Source organism: Belliella alkalica (assembly GCF_022549785.1).
Classification (GTDB): Bacteria; Bacteroidota; Bacteroidia; order Cytophagales; family Cyclobacteriaceae; genus Belliella; species Belliella alkalica.
In genome coordinates this window covers 1-18,561 of sequence record NZ_JAKZGO010000018.1, presented here as the reverse complement: position 1 = coordinate 18,561, position 18,561 = coordinate 1, and the positions used below count along the sequence as shown (strand labels likewise).

Sequence of the window (18,561 nt, the reverse complement as noted above, 5' to 3'; positions counted from 1 at the left end):
CTCAAAACAAAAAATACAGATACATCATAAATACATCATTTTGAATTTATGGATTTCACAAAAACACTACACTTAATGGAAAAGTATCGATTTAAATGAAATAAAAGGGACATTTGAAATTTTTAAAAAACTCATAAATTATGTGTTTATAATACATCAACAAAAAATTATTAACTTGCTCTAGTGATCAATAGTATATCAGAATGAAATTTTCATTTGTATTCATTTTATTAATTAGTTTTTGGACAAACTGTCTTTGTCAAACCTTAGGTTTGCCTTTTTCAAGGTATTATTCAAGTCAGGAATATCAAGGAGGAATTCAAAACTATGCTATAACTCAAAATAACTCTGGACTACTATATATTGCCAACAACTATGGACTTTTAGAACACGATGGCACTACGTGGAGAAGATATGCAATCCCAAATGGTGCCAAAACAAGACATGTTCAAATTGATCAGAATGGGGTAGTTTATGTATCAGGTCAAGGAGATTTTGGCTACTTTTCCCCAGATGAATTTGGCCATCTTATATTTAAGTCCCTTAAAGCTGAACTACCTGAAATGTTTCAAAATTTGGAAGAGGTGTGGAAAGTATATATATCAAATACCGAGTTATTCTTCTGCACATTTGAAAGAATATTCATTTTTGGCAAAGACAAAAAATATAAATATAGCATATCAAGTGAATCAAGTTTTGAAAGTTTCCACTTTATCAATAACCAATTGTACATCAATGAACAAGGGAAAGGTTTGAAAACACTTCAAAATAATGAACTTATAAGTGTAACAAACCATGATGTTTTTGGCGATAAGTTAGTTACTGGTATTTTAAAAGAAAATTCTGAAAGCTATTTGATATTCACTAGGGATGATGGTATTTTTTCATTGGATGGAAATTTCAATTCAGCATGGGATGAAAGTAAAAAATGGACTATCAATACTGCTTTATTGTTAAAGAACGGTCATATTGCTATAGGTACACAACTGAATGGCTTGATGATTTTTGATTTGAATGGAAAGAAGATTCTTCAATTCGATAAAAACAATGGACTCAATAACAACTCCATTGTGTCACTATTTGAAGATCTCTCTGGGAATCTGTGGTTGGGGCATAACAATGGTCTTACAATGGTTCAGCTAGGCTTACCATTTAGAAAAATAAATCAGTATTCTGGATTGAATGGAACAGGATACAATAGCGCCTTTGACAAAGGAACCATCTACTACGGCACCAATAATGGTGTGTATTTTCAGGACCAAAAAAATCAAGGATGGTCAGATGTCAAACTAGTAACAAACTCCAATGGTCAAGTATATCAAATAAAATCTATACAAGATGATCTATTGGTAGCTCACAATGATGGTGTTTTTGTGATTAAAGATAGAATAGCAAAAAAAATTGAAGGTCCAAATGGAATATGGAACTTTCAACTTTTACAGGGGAGTTCAGATTTGATTCTGGTAGGAAGTTACTCAGGACTACATTTATATCAAAAGACTGCTGAAGGGATAAAATACCTAAGGCAGATCAATGGTTTTTCAGGCTCTAGCAGAATAGTCGAGCAAGATGAAAAAGGATACATTTGGATAGCTCACGGATACAAAGGCGTATACAGATTGAAACTCGATGAAGGATTGAAAAATGTGGACGTGGAATTCTTCGGTGCAGAATCGGGATTATACACCAGTAACCTAAACAACGTCTGGAAAATAAATAATAGACTTTTTTTTACATCTCAAGCAGGCATATTCAAGTTTAAAGAAGATGAAAATCGATTCGAAAGAGATGAGTTTTTCACTCCCTACTTGGATGAGGGTTTTTTAATCCATTACATGGTAGAAGACCAAATAGGAAATATCCATTTTATTGGAGAAACTGAAATTGGTGTGCTGGAAAAAAACGTAGATGGTACATACACAAAAACTTATCAAGTATTCAATCAAGTCCTACCATTACTCAATGATGATTTACAAAATATTTCTATAATCAGAGGAAATGAAATTCTTTTTGGTGCAAATGAAGGGTTTATTAGATTTAACCTCAATGAAAATAAGTATCAAACCACAAATTTTTCAACACTAATCCGTGCCGTATATCTAACAGGGGCCTCAGATTCCCTTATTTTCCATGGGAATTCGACCATAGACAACACTCAAAAATTACATCAATCAAATAAAAACATCCCAATAATACCCTACGGAAAGGGTAATATTCGATTTGAAAGCACCAACCCAACGCTGAATAATGAAAAAGACTTGAGATTCCAATATTGGCTAGAAGGACTTGAAAATGATTATGGAGAGTGGGTGGATAAAAGAGAAAAAGCCTATACAAACCTGAGAGAAGGGAATTACACATTTCACGTTAGAAGTAAAAATCTATATGATGAAATCAGCCCAGAGGCTAGTTTTAGTTTCAGGATTTTACCACCTTGGTATAGAAGTTCAATCGCTTACTTTCTATATTCAATAATTGTTTTGGTAGGAATATTTTTAGGTTATAGAACAATAGAAAAAAGATATCAGAAAAAGGCTCAAAAACTAAAAACAGCATCAAGAAGAGTGATTGAAGAGAAGGAATCAGAACTCAAAGTCACCCAAGAAGAAGTGGAAAGATTGAGAACAGAAAAACTCAAACACGAAATTCAAAACAAAGATAAAGAACTAGCTACTGCAACGATGCATTTGATCACAAAGAATGGCTTCATTGATCACATGAGGAGCAATCTAAATTCTATAATCAAAAAGAGCAGAAATCAGGAAGTGAAAAATGAACTTCAGAAAGTAATCAAAAACATCGAAAAAAACATTGCCGAAGATAAGGATTGGGAGCAGTTTGAAATTCATTTCGACCAAGTTCATGGAGACTTTATGTCTAGGTTCAAGAAAGAATTTAACAGCCTCAGCCCTCAAGAAACAAAGTTGAGTGCGTACCTCAGAATGAACTTGTCTACAAAAGAAATTGCCTATTTGATGAATATATCAATACGAGGTGTAGAAATCGCGAGATATAGACTCCGGAAAAAACTAAATCTAGAAAGATCTGAAAATTTACAAGAATATATTTTAAAGTTTTAAGAAGTAATTAGCTGCTTCCTTGACATTCATTTGACAAGTAAAATCATCCTGAAATAATCGACTGTATCTTGTTAAATGCATCACAAAGGGTCTTAAAATTTTAATATTTTTTACCATAAAAAGTTGATAATTTAGACTAAATACCCTTACAAGATAACATTTTTATGACAAAAATTACAATATGTTTTTGTGTGGCTTTGTTTTTGGCATGATGCATAAAAATCAAAACAAACCAACTTATGAAATCGAGAATGGTGAAAACGTATCAAAATGCGATCGTTATCAACCATACGAGATTCCATGTGACAACTAAAAAAAATTACAAACACATGAAAAGAATTATTTTAATCACCTTAGTTTCAGGATCACTGATGGCATCCTGTGTATCCAAAAAGAAATATGTAGCACTTGAAAATGATTTGAATACTACATCATTTCACCTTGCTGAAACAAAATCAGAAAAGGAAAAACTAGAAGAGGAAAATAGGATTTTGGAAGAGCGATTTGCAAGAATCGAACAAAGAGTCGAGGAATACAACGCCAAAATCAATTCATTGAGGAAAACAAGCGATTCAAAATTTAGTCTCGACGGTTCTGTACCTATGTCTAACAATAGCAGAAAAAAGCTAGAGGCTACTTTGGCAAATGTAGATCCTGAGAAATTAGCAAATGCCAAAACTATGGAAGACTCTGTAAACCTGGCGATATCATACAACTTGAAGAAATCTATCTCAGATGGATCTTCGGAAGAAAATGAAGACATCACGATAGACATTGATAAAACCGTAGTGATGATCTCAGTCTCTGATAGACTGTTATTCAACACCGGTAGCTATGTAGTAAGCAGAAATGCAGATGGATTGTTGAAAAAATTGGCTGAAGTAATCAATTCAGAACCAAGTATGGAAGTAATGATCGAAGGACACACTGACCCAAGAAGTATATCAACTGCTGTCTTACAAGATAACTGGGATCTTAGTGTAAAACGCGCTACTTCTATTGTGCGAGCTTTGGAATCAAAATACAATGTGGCTCCAGAAAAACTTATCGCAGCAGGTAGAAGCAGCTATGCACCATTGGTTGACAATGATAGCCCAGAAAATATGGCCAAAAACAGAAGAACAAGAATCATTATTCTCCCAGATTTGGATAAGTTTTTTGCTTTGATGGAATAGAGTTTCTAGTCTCTAATTTTAGATTTTAGATTTTAGATTGAATAAGAGACCTTTGAGGTTTCAAAAAACCTCAAAGGTCTTCACAAAAACTCAGTAAAACGAGTCCCTAACTTTAGATTTTAGATTGACAAAGAGACCTTTGAGGTTTCAAAAAACCTCGAAGGTCTTCACAAAAACTCAAAAAAACGAGTCCCTAACTTCAGATTTTAGATTGAATAAGAGACCTTTGAGGTTTCAAAAAACCTCGAAGGTCTTCACAAAAACTCAATAAAACGAGTCCCTAACTTCAGATTTTAGATTGACAAAGAGACCTTTGAGGTTTCAAAAAACCTCGAAGGTCTTCACAAAAACTCAATAAAACGAGTCCCTAACTTCAGATTTTAGATTGAATAAGAGACCTTTGAGGTTTCAAAAAACCTCGAAGGTCTTCACAAAAACTCAGTAAAACGAGTCCCTAACTTTAGATTTTAGATTGACAAAGAGACCTTTGAGGTTTCAAAAAACTTCGAAGGTCTTCACAAAAACTCAATAAAACGAGTCCCTAATTTTAGATTTTAGATTGAATAAGAGACCTTTGAGGTTTCAAAAAACCTCGAAGGTCTTCACAAAAACTCAATAAAACGAGTCCCTAACTTCAGATTTTAGATTGACAAAGAGACCTTTGAGGTTTCAAAAAACCTCGAAGGTCTTCACAAAAACTCAATAAAACGTCAAAAATTCTTCGCTGAAGAGTGTCATCTATTTTCCAGTGCTTTCAATTTTAATATGCTAATTTTTGCATACCTTAATTAACGTAAAAGGGCTTTTTCTACCGAAAAAGCCCTTTTTATATTTATATGTTTAATTTATATATGATGCCAAAATACTTGGCGCATGATCATTTGAACTAGTGCATATCTATTACATTTCATATAGGTTATTGAAAAGCATTTTGAAAGTACCATGAGCTTGTGCCCTAAAGGTGATCTCTGTTCCAAAAGCGTAAAGCTTTCCTTTTCCAAATGGTGCTTCAAAAGCGACTATGCCATTTTTCAAATATGACTCACCCCATGCCCAACCACTCACTAGTGGAGAAGTTTCGTCAAACCATGCTAGAGGCTTTACGCCTTTTGCTTGAGCTTCATCAGACAATCTAAATACTGGTGAATTGTTGAAGATCATATTTGCTGTCTCCCCCATTCCATAATTAACCGCACTTTTTTGATTGATATTTGCTTTTAAAATACTCCCTGGTATGTAATATTTATCTCCTGTCAACCCTCGTTCCCTTCCATCATCTGTTTTTTCTACCAAGGCATTTTCTACAGAAAGATCCAAGTGGTAAGCCAAAGTAGTCGCAGCACCTACAGCAATTACATCACCACCATTCTCCATAAATTTCTTTATCGCCGGTATTGATTTATCAGTTGACAAAGTACCTAACAAGGAATGATATTGCGAATCAATATCGTCTGGATTGGCTTGATTTCTTGATGGATAATCTCCAACTCCGGGTATTCCTGGACCTACGAATAGAATTACATCGTACTTCTTGTTCAAATCACCTTTGTCAATCTCTTGTGGATAGACTACATCAAAAGGGAAATTATATTGCTCAAGCATCCACCTTACCCATCCCGATGGCATAGAGCCACCGTAGTAGTCAAACAAAGCAATCCTTGAAGCCTTTACCTTCTTTGTAGATTGTGGCTTTGAAGTTGGAACTGCATTGATACCATATTCTTGAGCTGCTTTCTCTAATATTTTTTTGCCTCTGGAACCTACAAAGAAAGAGCCTTCAGGCATTCCTTCCACCTCGGAAGTAGTCCTCTGTACTTCTACTCCTGCTTTCAAAAGATCATTGACAGCTATAAATGAATTGTTGACTCTTACATCAATCAAATATCCTGATCCATCAGCCAGTTTTTGGGCTGGCATGGATTGGATTTCACCATAGGGAACTTGCTCAAAAGATCCTTCAAAATCATCCAAAATCCTATCAAATTCAACACCCATAGAAAATGCAAGTGTCCATCCTGCGGCATCATAAGGCCTTACAGGAGGTCCTCCTGGATACTGAAAATCATTTGGATGGTCTTGGGGCTCAAACATATCCAATACATGCGGCCTGAAGGCCTGAGCCGTCTTGACGATGTATGAACCTGCTGGATAATTTTTACCATTATGTGAAAAATCTGCAGAAGCCTTATGAACCATTACCCCAGATTTTATCAAAGCATTGATAAATTTGACTGCTGTAGGGAAATCCTTTTGGTCTGATGAAAGAATAAAAGCACGCGGATCTCGTAATGTGGGATCCTTAAATACTTTATCAAAATATTCAGTTGGCATCACTCCTCTCCTGAAGTTGTTTGATTCTGAATCTTTATCGGCATTATATGCTTCGGTGATCGCAGCAGCTCTTTTTGGGTACTTTGTCCAAGAATCGGTATTCCCCTTGTCTATCGCATTTTTTCCCATTTTATAAATGTTGAACAAGAGTGCGTCCGAATTTCTTCTGGCATAATCCAATACAGCATAGTTCATCGAAACTGAGTAGTCTATGGATTTTTTGAAATTCCAAGGCTGAGGCTCAATTGGAAATGGTGTAGCATGGGTTGGTATCAACCTATCTGGTACAAGTGGAATATTGGAAGGTGTAGGACTTCCGGTAGTTTCTGTCAAAATACCTATAATATTATGAAAATAAGGAGTCGTTCTCAACCCACCATTCCACCAAGAAGAAAATACAGAACCGCTCAACCTTGTATATCCAGGCTTGTCTTCTGCATTCAAGCGATTGATCATTGCAGCACCAACCCCATCCAAACTTGTCATGATCAATGGATCAAAAACATGATTGAAAGGATCTCTGTAAGGAGGTCCTGCCACTACAGTGCCAGCAGGAGAAGTTTGATGGTGATTATAGATAATCTGAGGAATCCATTCTACGTATTGCTGAAGGGAAATATTCGTTGATTCTTTCATATTATTCATGAAAAAATCTCTGTTATTATCATGTCCTACATATTTTTGATACATGTATGGACTTCTCATATTCCTTTTCTCCAAATCCTCTTGTCCCATATACCAATTGGTCACAATCTCTTGGCCATCTGGGTTTACATGCACCAAAAGAATGATCAAATCATCCAAAAGCTGTAGTGTCTCAGAGTCATCTTTGGATACTAATTGATAATAAGTTTCTATCAACTGATGTGAAGCAACAGTCTCTGTGGAGTGTAATCCTCCATCTATCCAAACTACCGGTTTTCCTTCAATTGAAAGTTTTTTTGCCTCTGATTCAGACACTTCCGCACGACCTAGGAGTTGGGAGATTTCTTTATATCTGTCCAGTTTTTGATGGTTCTCTGGAGAAGTCACAATCATCATTGGCATCTGACGGCCTTCCTCTGTAGGGCCGATCTCGACAAACTTAACCCGATCTGAGATCGCAGCCACTTTTCTAAAATAAGCATCTGTGGCTTCATAAGTTGCAAGCTGATAGTCATCGCCAATCTCAAATCCAAAATGCTCTTTGGGTGTAGGAATCTGCTGCGCATTGCTCACAGTAACAGATATCATCACAAAAATCAACAGGATGTATATTTTTCTCATAGTATTATTTTATTTGCTATTCTAAAAATACAGGCTGAATCCTCCACATCAAAACGCCCATCTATAATCGGAGTTAATTAGGTTTGATTGGTATGGAATAAACTTGCTTGAAGGTCAAGGAAATTGCTTTCTTAAGTTTTGGTATAAGGTTAGCAAATTTTAATTTAAATATTTTGACCTGTGAGGACACTGACTGAGGGAATCATTCTTTGGTTTGTGAGGACACAGACCAAGGTATTTGAGAGTCATTTTTTGGTCTTTGGGGACACAGACCAAGGGTCCTATTATCCGTGATTAGATCTCTTTTTGTATGAAGGAACGTATATTGAGATATCCTTTTGCAACAATTCAGCTGAACTATCTGTTTGTAACTTGTAAGTGAAAAAACTTAAGAATTACCATAACTAATCAATCTATTCCTTTTATGAAAAATACAATTCATCAATTTATATTCTTTCTCACAATTTCATTTACAATGATTCTAGCCTCTTGTTCTGAAGCCAAAAATGGTTCAGTGAAGGAAAAGGATAATGATTTGGAAGAAAAATTCAAAGGCCCTGTGGAATTGGCAACTTTTGCAGGTGGTTGTTTTTGGTGTATAGAAGCTCCATTCGAAAATGTTGCGGGTGTAGTTTCAGTAGTTTCAGGATATACTGGCGGAAAAGAAAAAAATCCTACTTATGCTGATGTCAGCGCAGGCAAAACAAGTCACAAAGAGGCTGTACAAGTCACATACAATCCTGAAGTAATCAGTTATTCAGAGATTATTGATATCTTTTGGCAGCAATTTGATCCTACTGACGCAGGTGGATCTTTTTATGATAGAGGCTCCCAATACGAATCAGCAATATTTTTCCATAATTCTACACAAAAAAAAGTAGCTGAAGACTCTAAGAAAAAACTTGATAAATCAGGAATTTTCAAAAAACCAATCGTCACGCCAATTGTGAAATTTGACACTTTCTATGAAGCTGAAGAATATCACCAAGACTATTACAAAAAGAATCCAGAGGAATACTATGCTTATCGTAAAGGATCTGGAAGGGATGCGTTCATAGCTGAACATTGGCCTTCAAAGCCAGAGGAAAAATATACAAGACCATCTAAAGCCGAATTAAAAAAGACACTCAATGAACTTCAGTATGAAGTAACAATGAACAATGCGACTGAAATTTCATTTTCTAACCTTTACAATGAAAATAAAGAAAAAGGGATCTATGTGTGCATAGTATCGGGAGCACCACTTTTCAGTTCTTCTGACAAGTACGAGTCCTATTCAGGTTGGCCAAGCTTTACAAAGCCTATTGATGCAAGATTGATTGACAAGCCCACAGATAGAGAATATGGGATGATAAGAGTAGAAGTCAGAAGTAAGCTTGGTGACTCACATCTTGGTCATGTGTTTTTCGATGGACCAAAACCAACGAATTTGAGATACTGTATGAACTCAGCTGCAATGCGTTTTGTCGCAAAAGATAATATGGAAACAGAAGGCTATGGACAATATCTGTGGTTGGTAGATTAAATTTTACGATTACCTGCAATGACATCAGAAGGTAGATTTTCAGATAAAATTACGTTGCTGACGACTGTGGACAGCAGCTTAATTCAAGGTATTTTCCGAATGAAATCTAATTACTTGTTTTAAAATGAAATACATATTAAAACATTATGATTATCCGCAATCATGCCACTAATCAATTAAATGATTGTTTTTTGGCAAACTGATACTAATAGATATTTATTGATATTGGTTCGAAATCACAGGTTAATTCAATTATTTAGATTCTACTGATATGAAAACGGATATACATATAAAACATATATGAATAGTTTATTTAACGACAGACAGCCTATTGAGGTGATTAAAAATAAGGGAGACGTTATCTATTACCCAAACTTCTTTCCCGATTCTTTAAGTAATGAACTGTTTTTAGCACTACAAGAAGACATTGAATGGATTCAAGAACCCATTTGGATGTTTGGTAAAAAGATCATGCAACCAAGATTAACAGCCCTCTATGGAGATCCAAAAATAGCGTACAAATATTCAGGAATAGAAATGCAAGCCAAAGATTGGAATCACCACCTGATAAAGATAAAAAATAGTATTGAAGAACTTTGTCAAACTGAATTTTCACATGTTTTGCTTAATTATTACAGGGATGGGCAAGACAGCATGGGTTGGCATCGAGACAACGAAAGGTCTTTGGGCAATAGACCACTGATAGCCTCAGTAAGTTTTGGGACTACCCGGGAGTTTCAGCTTAGAAAATATGATGAAAAGCAGCTCAAAAAATCTATAAATATAGCGCATGGATCTCTACTATTGATGCAAGGAGATACACAGCAGTATTGGGAACATCAGTTGCCCAAAAGCAAAAAAATAAAAAATCCAAGAATCAATCTGACTTTCAGAAAGATTCTTGGATAATTTGGCTAAATACCATAAGCATATCCACTATGTATTAAGCTTACATCACAGCAGATTTATCTGAAGCTGACACACTTTATCATATCTGCGAAAAGAAATCCAATTGAGGGAAACAACTGAATCCCATCATTTTTGAATTTCAATTTGACCTAATTAAATGGAGCTCCTTCAGTTCCTTTTTTGGATTCCGAAATGTCCAAAACCTCAATCACTACATAATTGCTTGCACCTCTCCAAGGAACTGGGTGAAGATATTCTTTGTAGCGAAGTTCTACAAATCTCCCACTTGCCCTTTCCAATTTCTGGGCTACTTCATCACCTTGTGCACTGAATCTAAACTCATTGCTTTGTAAAGCACCGGCAGTAGGACTTTGGAAACCTTCTTGAACCAATCTTCCCTCCCATGTTTTGAAAGCAAAACCTTTTTTCTCAAAATAATTTAAATTCCCAGCCTTTACCCCTTCACTAAAGACAAAAAAGTATCTCCAATAAACGACGGCTGAAAGCACCACGACTAAGACGAAAATCCCGATTTTTACATATTTGTTCATACTTTCTTTTTTTAAAGAGTCTATTTTAGGTTTTTTTTATGTGTGTCCCCTTTATTTCCTGTAGCAATTATAATTTCGTAAAGTACATTTCAATCAGCTGTATTCGATTGTGCGATGTGGTGAAGATGACCAAGTATCTGTAAATTTTGAAGCCTCCCCTTACTCAAGGTGAGTCTTTACGGATACTCGAACTATCAATTCATTCTATCAAGGATTTCAAATCTAGAAGAACTACTCACATATTCTGGAACTATGGCTTTTAAATGTGAAACGAGGTCATTTTCTGAACTACTTTCAATCAATTTGCTCAATAATAAGATTTGCCCTTCTATTTTAGAAAAATTCACTGGAGTTACCTTGGCAATAAGGATCTTTGGATGGTGTGTAATTCTAACAGTCTCAGAATCATTGAGCAATTCCTCAAACAACTTCTCTCCATCTCTCAAACCTGTAAACTCTATTTTTATTTCCTCATAATTTTTCTTCCCACTAAGCTGTATCATTTTTCTTGCCAAATCTAAAATTTTCAAGGGTTGCCCCATGTCAAAAACAAAAATCTCTCCTCCACTACCCATAGCACCAGCTTCCAATACTAATTGGCAGGCTTCTGGTATAGTCATAAAATATCGGGTAATATCAGGGTGCGTTACTGTCACTGGACCACCTCTCAAAATTTGGTTTTTGAACAAAGGAATCACAGAACCGCTGGAGCCTAACACATTGCCGAATCTAGTGGTAATAAACTTCGTATAATGCTGTTTATGGTTTTCTTCCAAATATGTATTCAATGACTGTACATAAATCTCTGCTGCCCTTTTGGTGGCACCCATTACGTTAGTTGGATTCACAGCTTTATCTGTACTCACGAGTACGAATTTTTCAACCTTCATGATTACCGCCAAATCAGCTAAAATTTGCGTACCTAAAATATTGCACTTAATGGATTCCTCAGGATAATTTTCCATCATAGGCACATGTTTGTAAGCTGCTGCATGAAAAATCACATTTGGCAAATATGTCCGCAATACAAAATTCATTCTTCTCCTATTTCTCACGTCAGATAGTATAGCCACATACTTAAGTCCCAACATGCTTTGCTTTAACTCCTGCTCCAACTCATACAAAGGTGACTCTGCCTGATCCAATAAAATCAATAACTTCGGTTGATAATATGCAATCTGCCTAACCAATTCACTACCTATTGTACCTGCTGCCCCCGTCACCAAGACCACTTTATTCTTCAAATCTTCATTAACATTGTTTTTATCCAAAGAAATCTGATCACGACCAAGAAGGTCTTCAATTTTCACATCTCTTATTGCTTGTGATTGCAACCCACCATTCACCCAATGCTTGATAGGCGGAACTATGCTGACATGCAGATTTAACTTAAGGCATTCATCTGTAATCTCTCTTTTTCTTTGGACTGAAAGGTCCTGAATCGCGATAATTAGCTCAGTGACTTTATACTTTTTTACAATTTCCTCTAGTCTACTAAGGCCTCTATATACTATTTTCCCGTCGATTTGTTTACCCTCTTTTTTTGGATCATCATCCAAAAAACCATGAATAAAAAGATTGGTATTGCTATCTCTTTTGATTACTTCAAGGGTAATCGTACCAGCTTCCCCGGCCCCAAAAATCAATCCAACCCTGTCGCTCTTTTCATTACTCCCTGTCTTTAAATACACCAACAACTCTTTAAACAAGAATCTGTATATCACCAAAAAAACCAGAGAAAGTAAAGAGGCGATAATTAATACTGCTGTAGGAACAAAATATTCTGCGTTGAGGAAGTATTCTGAAAAAAGATTCAAACCCGCTATTAAAAGTATATTTAACACTATGGTTTTGAACAAAATCACAACATCTTTGATCCCGACTAGCCTGACTATCCCATCATAACTTTTGGTAATCAAGGATACAAAAACACCAGATACCACAAAGACAAAAATCCCAAATGCATTCTCCAATATATCTGCAATGGTAAAATCAAAGTTATACCTAATCAGAAATCCCAATAGTGCTGACAGACCTAATACGAAAGCATCAAGAATTGAAATCACCCACTTAGGCATGATTCTTAAATTTCTGAAATTCACCTTCATTCTAATCATTCAAATATAGACTGTATTTGATCCTTTGAATATAATCAATATATTCAACTTCTTACAATATTGACAATAATCAAAGTGCAGGCTTGATGGATGAACCTATCCATACAGCCCCATCTGGCACATCCTTGTGCACTATACTACCGGCACCAATCAAACACCATTTTCCAATAGTAACTTCTGGTAATACCACCGACTTGGCACCTACCAAAGTTCCTTCACCTATTGAAATCCCACCACATAAAGTCACTCCTGGACCAATATGGACATAATCCCCTATTTCACAATCATGATCAATTGTAGATGCTGTATTTACAATGACATGTTCTCCAATTATACTATCAATTTTTACAATGGAGTTCTCCATCAATACAGTCCCATCACCTATTTTGACTGAGTTTGACACTTTTGCCGAACTATGAAAAACACTTGAAAATTTTTTACCTTCAAGGTTCTCAACAGCTATTCTTCTCCGTATTCTATTGTCCCCTATCCCAATTACATAAGGGTAATCAACTGGCAATGTTTCATTTTTTGGTTGTTTTACGGCATAACTGAGAATACTGACTTTATTATCATCATCATCAAACACTCCTTTGACTAAATCCTGATCTTCCAGTAAATCAATAATTGCTTTTGCATGTCCCGATGCACCATAGATATACATATCTGCTGATTTAGTTATTCATTTTTCACTTCCCAAAAATCGCCCTACTGTCACGTGACCTTGTTGTGAGACACCCTTTCCTCTTATCACATTACCAAATGTCAACAATAGAATCTTCAAATCTAAGAAAAAATTAACATTCTCAATATACCAAATATCCAACTCAAACTTTCTTTCCCACGATATGGCATTGCGCCCATTTATCTGTGCCCATCCAGTAATTCCAGGCTTCTCATTGTGCCTTTGTAATTGACTACTGTTATATAAAGGTAGATACTCTACCAATAAAGGCCTTGGCCCTACCATGCTCATATCCCCCTTAATCACATTAAACAATTGTGGTAATTCATCAAATGATGTTTTTCTGACCAATGACCCAATTCTAGTAATTCTTAAAGCATCAGAAAGTGGATTTCCATCTTTGTCAATCCCGTCCTTCATGGTTTTGAATTTAATGATTTTGAATACTTCACCTTTCAAACCAGGTCTATTTTGAAAAAAAAATACAGCCCCTTTGTTTGTGAAAAACAACAAACAAAAGATCAAAACAAATATTGGTGAGAATATCAGGAACAAAAAGATCGCCATAATAAGATCTAAAGCCCTTTTGCCGTACAACTTATACATTTGATATAGAAGCTTTTTGATAGAGATTCAGGATCACTTTGGCTACTATTGTCTGATCTTCCAAAGTCAAATGAGCACTACTAGGAAGGCATAAACCTTTTTTGAAAATATTTTCTGCATTGTCAGCACCATAATACGGAATCCCTTTATAAGCCAATTGCATATGAAGAGGTTGCCAAAGATAACGACTTTCAATCTGCGCACTTTCCAAGGCAGTTCTCAACATCTCACGGTCAAATCCTGAAACCTCCTCATCTATCTGAATCGTCGTCAACCAACGATTTGAATAAGCTCCTTCGATCTCTTCCAAAAAAGAAAGACCAGTACACAAATGCAATAACTTGACGTAGTTTGTGAAAACAGATCTTCTCTTTGAAACCTTTTCATCAAGCAATTCTAACTGACCCAACCCCATTGCTGCAGGGACATTCCCCATTCTGTAATTGTACCCTATAGCATGATGCTCAAAATAGTGAATTTTCTCTCTTGCTTGAGTTGCTAGGTACTTCCCTCTTTCGAGTAATTTCACATCATCAGAAATCAACGCTCCACCGCCTCCCGTAGTGATGATTTTATTGCCATTGAATGAAAAAATCCCCAGCTTACCAAAAGTACCACAAGATTTCCCTCTATAGCTAGAACCAAGAGACTCGGCAGCATCCTCTATAATTGGAATTTCATACTTCTCAGAAATAGCACATATATCATCATATTTCGCCGGCATCCCAAAAAGATCTACAACGATGATTGCCTTTGGCTTGATTCCTAACTTCAATCTGTCCTTTATCGCTTCCTCCAAAGCAATTGGGCAGATATTCCAGGTATCTTCTTCACTATCTACAAAAACCGGCTTTGCTCCAAGATAGATAATTGGGTTAGCAGAGGCACAAAATGTAAATGATTGGCAAATCACTTCATCACCGGCTGAAACCCCCAAAAGAACCAATGCCATGTGTATAGCAGATGTCCCTGAATTCAAGGCGATAAGATTGTAAGGTGAAATGATTGGGGAAAATCCATTTTCAAACTTCTCCAAAAAAGAGCCTCCTGCAGCTAGAAAAGGTGACTGTAACACTTCCTCAATATATTTCTTTTCATTCCCTTCCAGATTTGGTGAGGACAATAGAATAGGCTTCGACATTTAATTTGGGTGATTTACAATTCAGGAACTACCCACAATTTTGCAATAATCAAAACTAACAGTTTGACACTCTTATCTTTTGTCAACAAAGAAATTTTCTTTTTTTGAAAATGATTGAAATACCACAATCAAAAATCAGGAAAAGAATTATTTGAAAGTCAATCTATTAACAATTTGGTTTGCTTATACTTTGTAGATACTGTATTTTCAATCTAATGTAACTGAAAAAATGTAAAAACCACGAATCTATTAAAGAGAAATTAATTTTGAGTCATATTTACCTTCTCGAGCAACTCCCTGTTTACCGTAGGTCTAACCACCTTTTTCTTCCTTTCTCTCAATGACAGAATAGGTGGTGTTTGTCTATGGATTTTTTTGACCCTACTAAGCGTGATTACATCTAGCCTCAGCCCCAGTATTACTGCAATTACTGCTATAATTGGCACAAGAAGGTGATCATTCAAGTTTGAGCCAAGGAATATTATCGATATAAAAAATGTATTGATCAACACAATTGTAAGTGTGACCTGATCGTGTCTTAACCCCATCCTCATCATAAAATGATGGATATGACTTTTATCAGCTGCCAAAGGTGATTTACCCTTCATTGTCCTCTTAGTGAAAATTCTACAGGTATCATAAATTGGAATGATCAAAAGCGCAATACCTGAAGCAATAGGGGYACTAAATTTCCACCCTTCATAATCATTCATAGTACCATTGCTATCTACAAAAAATATCGTCATGACTGAGAGGGCAAAGCCCAAACTCAGTGAACCCGTATCTCCCATAAAGATCTTTGCTGGGTGCCAATTGAAAATCAAAAAGGATAGCACAGCACCAACCAATATAAATGCGAACATCGAATAACTAACAATTCCCGCCTGCATAAACCACCATCCCAAAAACAAAAAGGTGACCACACTTACAGAACCTGCCAAACCATCCAAACCATCTATCAAATTAAAAGAATTGGTCAAAGCGATTATCGTAAAGATACTGATGATATAGCTGATGATATCTGGTATTTCATAAATACCCATAAACCCATATAAACTTGAGAATCTTATATCACCAAAAATTACTACGATCGAAGCGGCTATTAACTGTCCACCTATTTTCTGCCAGGCAGAGAGATCTACCATATCATCTCTGAGTCCAAGCATAAAAACCAAGCCAAATGCCGTTAGAAAAAACCTTATTTCTATAAGCTGCTCCATGGAAAACCAGGCCAGTATAGATATAATTGATCCTACAACGAAGCTAATACCTCCCATAGATGGAATAAAACCGTTATGTATTTTCCTACCCCCAGGAGCATCGATGAGATTTAATCTCTTCAGTATAAGGATCAAAACCGGAGTAATTAAAAACCCGATCAGGAAAGCCGTGCATATTGCTAGAAAAGTCACCATAAAAAGCTAATTTAAACAAAGGTAAACAGAAGCCAATTAAAATTCAAAATTAAATCACAAAAACATCCAAATCAATAGTACTCAAAAATTACTTATTTAAAGTGAAAAAAAATCTATCTATTGCAATAAATCATTTAAAATGCATTACAAATGCAATTACAGGGACTTTGTACCAAGAACTAATAATAATGAGATTAGATAAAAAATTCAATTTTTTATTATTTCCTACCTACTTTTTTGATTAAGTATTTTCCATAATCATTCTTTTTCAGTGGTTCTGCCAAAGCTAATAGCTCTTCATCGCTGATATATCCCATTTCGTATGCAATCTCCTCTAAACAAGCTACTTTCAAACCTTGACGCTTTTCTATTGTATGGATAAAGTTCGAAGCTTCCATCATAGACTCATGTGTACCTGTATCCAACCATGCATAGCCTCTTCCCATCAGTTCCACTTTAAGATTTTCAGCTTGTAAATAAGCTTGGTTCACTGAAGTGATTTCCAACTCTCCTCGCTCACTTGATTTGATACCTTTGGCAATATCTATGACGGAATTTGGATAGAAATAAAGCCCTACCACAGCATAACTGCTTTTGGGATCCTCCGGCTTCTCTTCAATACTCAACACATTCCCAGATCGATCAAAGGCCACTACTCCATATCGATTGGGATCCTGAACATAGTAACCAAAGACAGTCGCCTTTTTTTCTTCTTTGACAGTCCTTACAGCATTTTGCAGCATTTGTGTGAGCCCATGCCCATGAAATATATTGTCCCCCAACACGAGACAGACATCATCATTTCCTATAAACTCCTCTCCTATCAAGAAAGCTTGAGCCAAACCATCAGGGCTAGGCTGCTCTCTATACGCAAAGGTCATTCCCAATTCCGACCCATCACCTAGCAGATTCATAAAATTTGGCAGATCCTGAGGGGTAGATATGATCAAGACTTCCTTGATTCCTGCCAACATCAATACAGACAACGGATAATAAATCATCGGTTTGTCATAAATAGCTAAAAGTTGCTTTGATACTCCTTTGGTAATCGGGTAGAGTCTTGTTCCAGACCCACCTGCTAATACTATTCCTTTCATTCCACAAATTTAAAAACAAATCAATACAAAAGGGTTATTTTTAAATGAAAGCATTTTTTGGGGAAAAAGAGAGGAGGTGATGGTTAAGTGTTAAGCGTTAAGGTTAAGCGTTAAGAGCTTTAAGCGTTAAAAGCGTTAAGCGTTAATAGAGGTTGTTGAATTAACGTTGAACGACTGAACGTTGAACGATGAACGATTAACGTTGAACGACTGAACTGATGGTTAAGCGTTAAGCGTTAAGAGCTTTAAGCGTTAAAAGCGTTAAGCGTTAATAGAGGTTGTTGAATTAACGTTGAACGACTGAACTGATGGTTAAGTGTTAAGCGTTAAGAGCGTTAAGCGTTAAAAGCGTTAAGCGTTAATAGAGGTTTTTGTATTAACGTTGAACGACTGAACGATTAACGATTAACGATTAACTGTATATTCCGAACCATCTTGACCACCTATTCCGGTGATGTTGACCACTTTTTTCTGATGATGTTGACCACCCCGTTAAATGAAGGTTAATGTAATCTAGGGTTAAGATTCCGGTGATGTTGACCACTGTCAATCTGACCATGTTGACCATTTTATTATAGTGGTCAGTATTGTCAGAATGACATTTTTGACCACTATTATTTTATCAGTTATCGTTTGCTTTATGGTAAAACTAACACCGTAAAG

Annotated in this window: 12 protein-coding genes; 4 read left to right on the top strand and 8 right to left on the bottom strand. The window is 36.0% G+C overall.

What is annotated here, in order from left to right; genetic code table 11:
• The first annotated feature begins 203 nt into the window (after nt 1–203).
• Both MM213_RS16920 and MM213_RS16915 read left to right on the top strand, forming a co-directional pair.
• Entirely contained in the window at nt 204–3,080 is a 2,877-nt protein-coding gene (locus MM213_RS16920) for a triple tyrosine motif-containing protein (protein WP_241414081.1), read from the top strand.
• 329 nt (nt 3,081–3,409) lie between these two features.
• On the top strand, nt 3,410–4,255 hold the full coding sequence (locus tag MM213_RS16915) for an OmpA/MotB family protein (RefSeq protein ID WP_241414080.1): 846 nt from the start codon (nt 3,410–3,412) through the stop codon (nt 4,253–4,255).
• Nucleotides 4,256–5,155: 900 nt separating this feature from the next.
• On the opposite strand, the gene MM213_RS16910 is transcribed toward MM213_RS16915, so the two are convergent.
• The gene (locus MM213_RS16910) at nt 5,156–7,852 is read right to left on the bottom strand and encodes a M14 family metallopeptidase (protein WP_241414079.1); all 2,697 of its coding nucleotides are present in this window, start codon (nt 7,850–7,852) and stop codon (nt 5,156–5,158) included.
• Nucleotides 7,853–8,276: 424 nt separating this feature from the next.
• Here MM213_RS16910 and msrA point away from each other — a divergent pair, with 424 nt between their 5' ends.
• Nucleotides 8,277–9,377 carry a peptide-methionine (S)-S-oxide reductase MsrA gene (gene msrA, locus MM213_RS16905; protein WP_241414078.1) on the top strand — a complete coding sequence of 367 codons (1,101 nt, stop codon included), beginning with the start codon at nt 8,277–8,279 and terminating at the stop codon, nt 9,375–9,377.
• A 300-nt stretch (nt 9,378–9,677) separates the two neighbouring features.
• Entirely contained in the window at nt 9,678–10,286 is a 609-nt protein-coding gene (locus MM213_RS16900; RefSeq protein WP_241414077.1) for an alpha-ketoglutarate-dependent dioxygenase AlkB family protein, read from the top strand.
• 149 nt (nt 10,287–10,435) lie between these two features.
• Here MM213_RS16900 and MM213_RS16895 read toward each other — a convergent pair whose 3' ends face one another.
• From MM213_RS16895 to rfbA, 7 genes are all read right to left on the bottom strand, one after another.
• Nucleotides 10,436–10,837 (bottom strand): hypothetical protein, encoded by a 402-nt coding sequence (locus MM213_RS16895; protein WP_241414076.1) that lies wholly within the window; start codon nt 10,835–10,837, stop codon nt 10,436–10,438.
• A gap of 194 nt (nt 10,838–11,031) precedes the next feature.
• Nucleotides 11,032–12,915 carry a polysaccharide biosynthesis protein gene (locus MM213_RS16890; RefSeq protein WP_241414075.1) on the bottom strand — a complete coding sequence of 628 codons (1,884 nt, stop codon included), beginning with the start codon at nt 12,913–12,915 and terminating at the stop codon, nt 11,032–11,034.
• Between the two features lie 109 nt (nt 12,916–13,024).
• On the bottom strand, nt 13,025–13,618 hold the full coding sequence (locus tag MM213_RS16885; protein WP_241414074.1) for an acetyltransferase: 594 nt from the start codon (nt 13,616–13,618) through the stop codon (nt 13,025–13,027).
• A gap of 18 nt (nt 13,619–13,636) precedes the next feature.
• On the bottom strand, nt 13,637–14,245 hold the full coding sequence (locus MM213_RS16880) for a sugar transferase (RefSeq protein ID WP_241414073.1): 609 nt from the start codon (nt 14,243–14,245) through the stop codon (nt 13,637–13,639).
• Nucleotides 14,238–15,386, bottom strand: a complete 1,149-nt coding sequence (locus tag MM213_RS16875; protein ID WP_241414072.1) for a DegT/DnrJ/EryC1/StrS family aminotransferase — start codon at nt 15,384–15,386, stop codon at nt 14,238–14,240. Before MM213_RS16875 ends, MM213_RS16880 begins: the two co-directional genes overlap by 8 nt.
• Before the next feature lie 260 nt (nt 15,387–15,646).
• The gene (locus MM213_RS16870; RefSeq protein ID WP_241414071.1) at nt 15,647–16,801 is read right to left on the bottom strand and encodes a glycosyltransferase family 4 protein; all 1,155 of its coding nucleotides are present in this window, start codon (nt 16,799–16,801) and stop codon (nt 15,647–15,649) included.
• A gap of 218 nt (nt 16,802–17,019) precedes the next feature.
• Complete coding sequence (rfbA, locus tag MM213_RS16865; RefSeq protein WP_241414070.1) at nt 17,020–17,898, bottom strand: glucose-1-phosphate thymidylyltransferase RfbA; 879 nt, start codon at nt 17,896–17,898, stop codon at nt 17,020–17,022.
• Between the last annotated feature and the right edge of the window lie 663 nt (nt 17,899–18,561).

Bases quoted from the DNA above. Each gene is read 5' to 3' on its own strand.
- MM213_RS16920 (WP_241414081.1), top strand. From the start codon at position 204: ATGAAATTTTCATTTGTATTCATTTTATTAATTAGTTTTTGGACAAAC.
- MM213_RS16915 (WP_241414080.1), top strand. From the start codon at position 3,410: ATGAAAAGAATTATTTTAATCACCTTAGTTTCAGGATCACTGATGGCA.
- MM213_RS16910 (WP_241414079.1), bottom strand. From the start codon at position 7,852: ATGAGAAAAATATACATCCTGTTGATTTTTGTGATGATATCTGTTACT.
- msrA (WP_241414078.1), top strand. From the start codon at position 8,277: ATGAAAAATACAATTCATCAATTTATATTCTTTCTCACAATTTCATTT.
- MM213_RS16900 (WP_241414077.1), top strand. From the start codon at position 9,678: ATGAATAGTTTATTTAACGACAGACAGCCTATTGAGGTGATTAAAAAT.
- MM213_RS16895 (WP_241414076.1), bottom strand. From the start codon at position 10,837: ATGAACAAATATGTAAAAATCGGGATTTTCGTCTTAGTCGTGGTGCTT.
- MM213_RS16890 (WP_241414075.1), bottom strand. From the start codon at position 12,915: ATGCCTAAGTGGGTGATTTCAATTCTTGATGCTTTCGTATTAGGTCTG.
- MM213_RS16885 (WP_241414074.1), bottom strand. From the start codon at position 13,618: ATGTATATCTATGGTGCATCGGGACATGCAAAAGCAATTATTGATTTA.
- MM213_RS16880 (WP_241414073.1), bottom strand. From the start codon at position 14,245: ATGTATAAGTTGTACGGCAAAAGGGCTTTAGATCTTATTATGGCGATC.
- MM213_RS16875 (WP_241414072.1), bottom strand. From the start codon at position 15,386: ATGTCGAAGCCTATTCTATTGTCCTCACCAAATCTGGAAGGGAATGAA.
- rfbA (WP_241414070.1), bottom strand. From the start codon at position 17,898: ATGAAAGGAATAGTATTAGCAGGTGGGTCTGGAACAAGACTCTACCCG.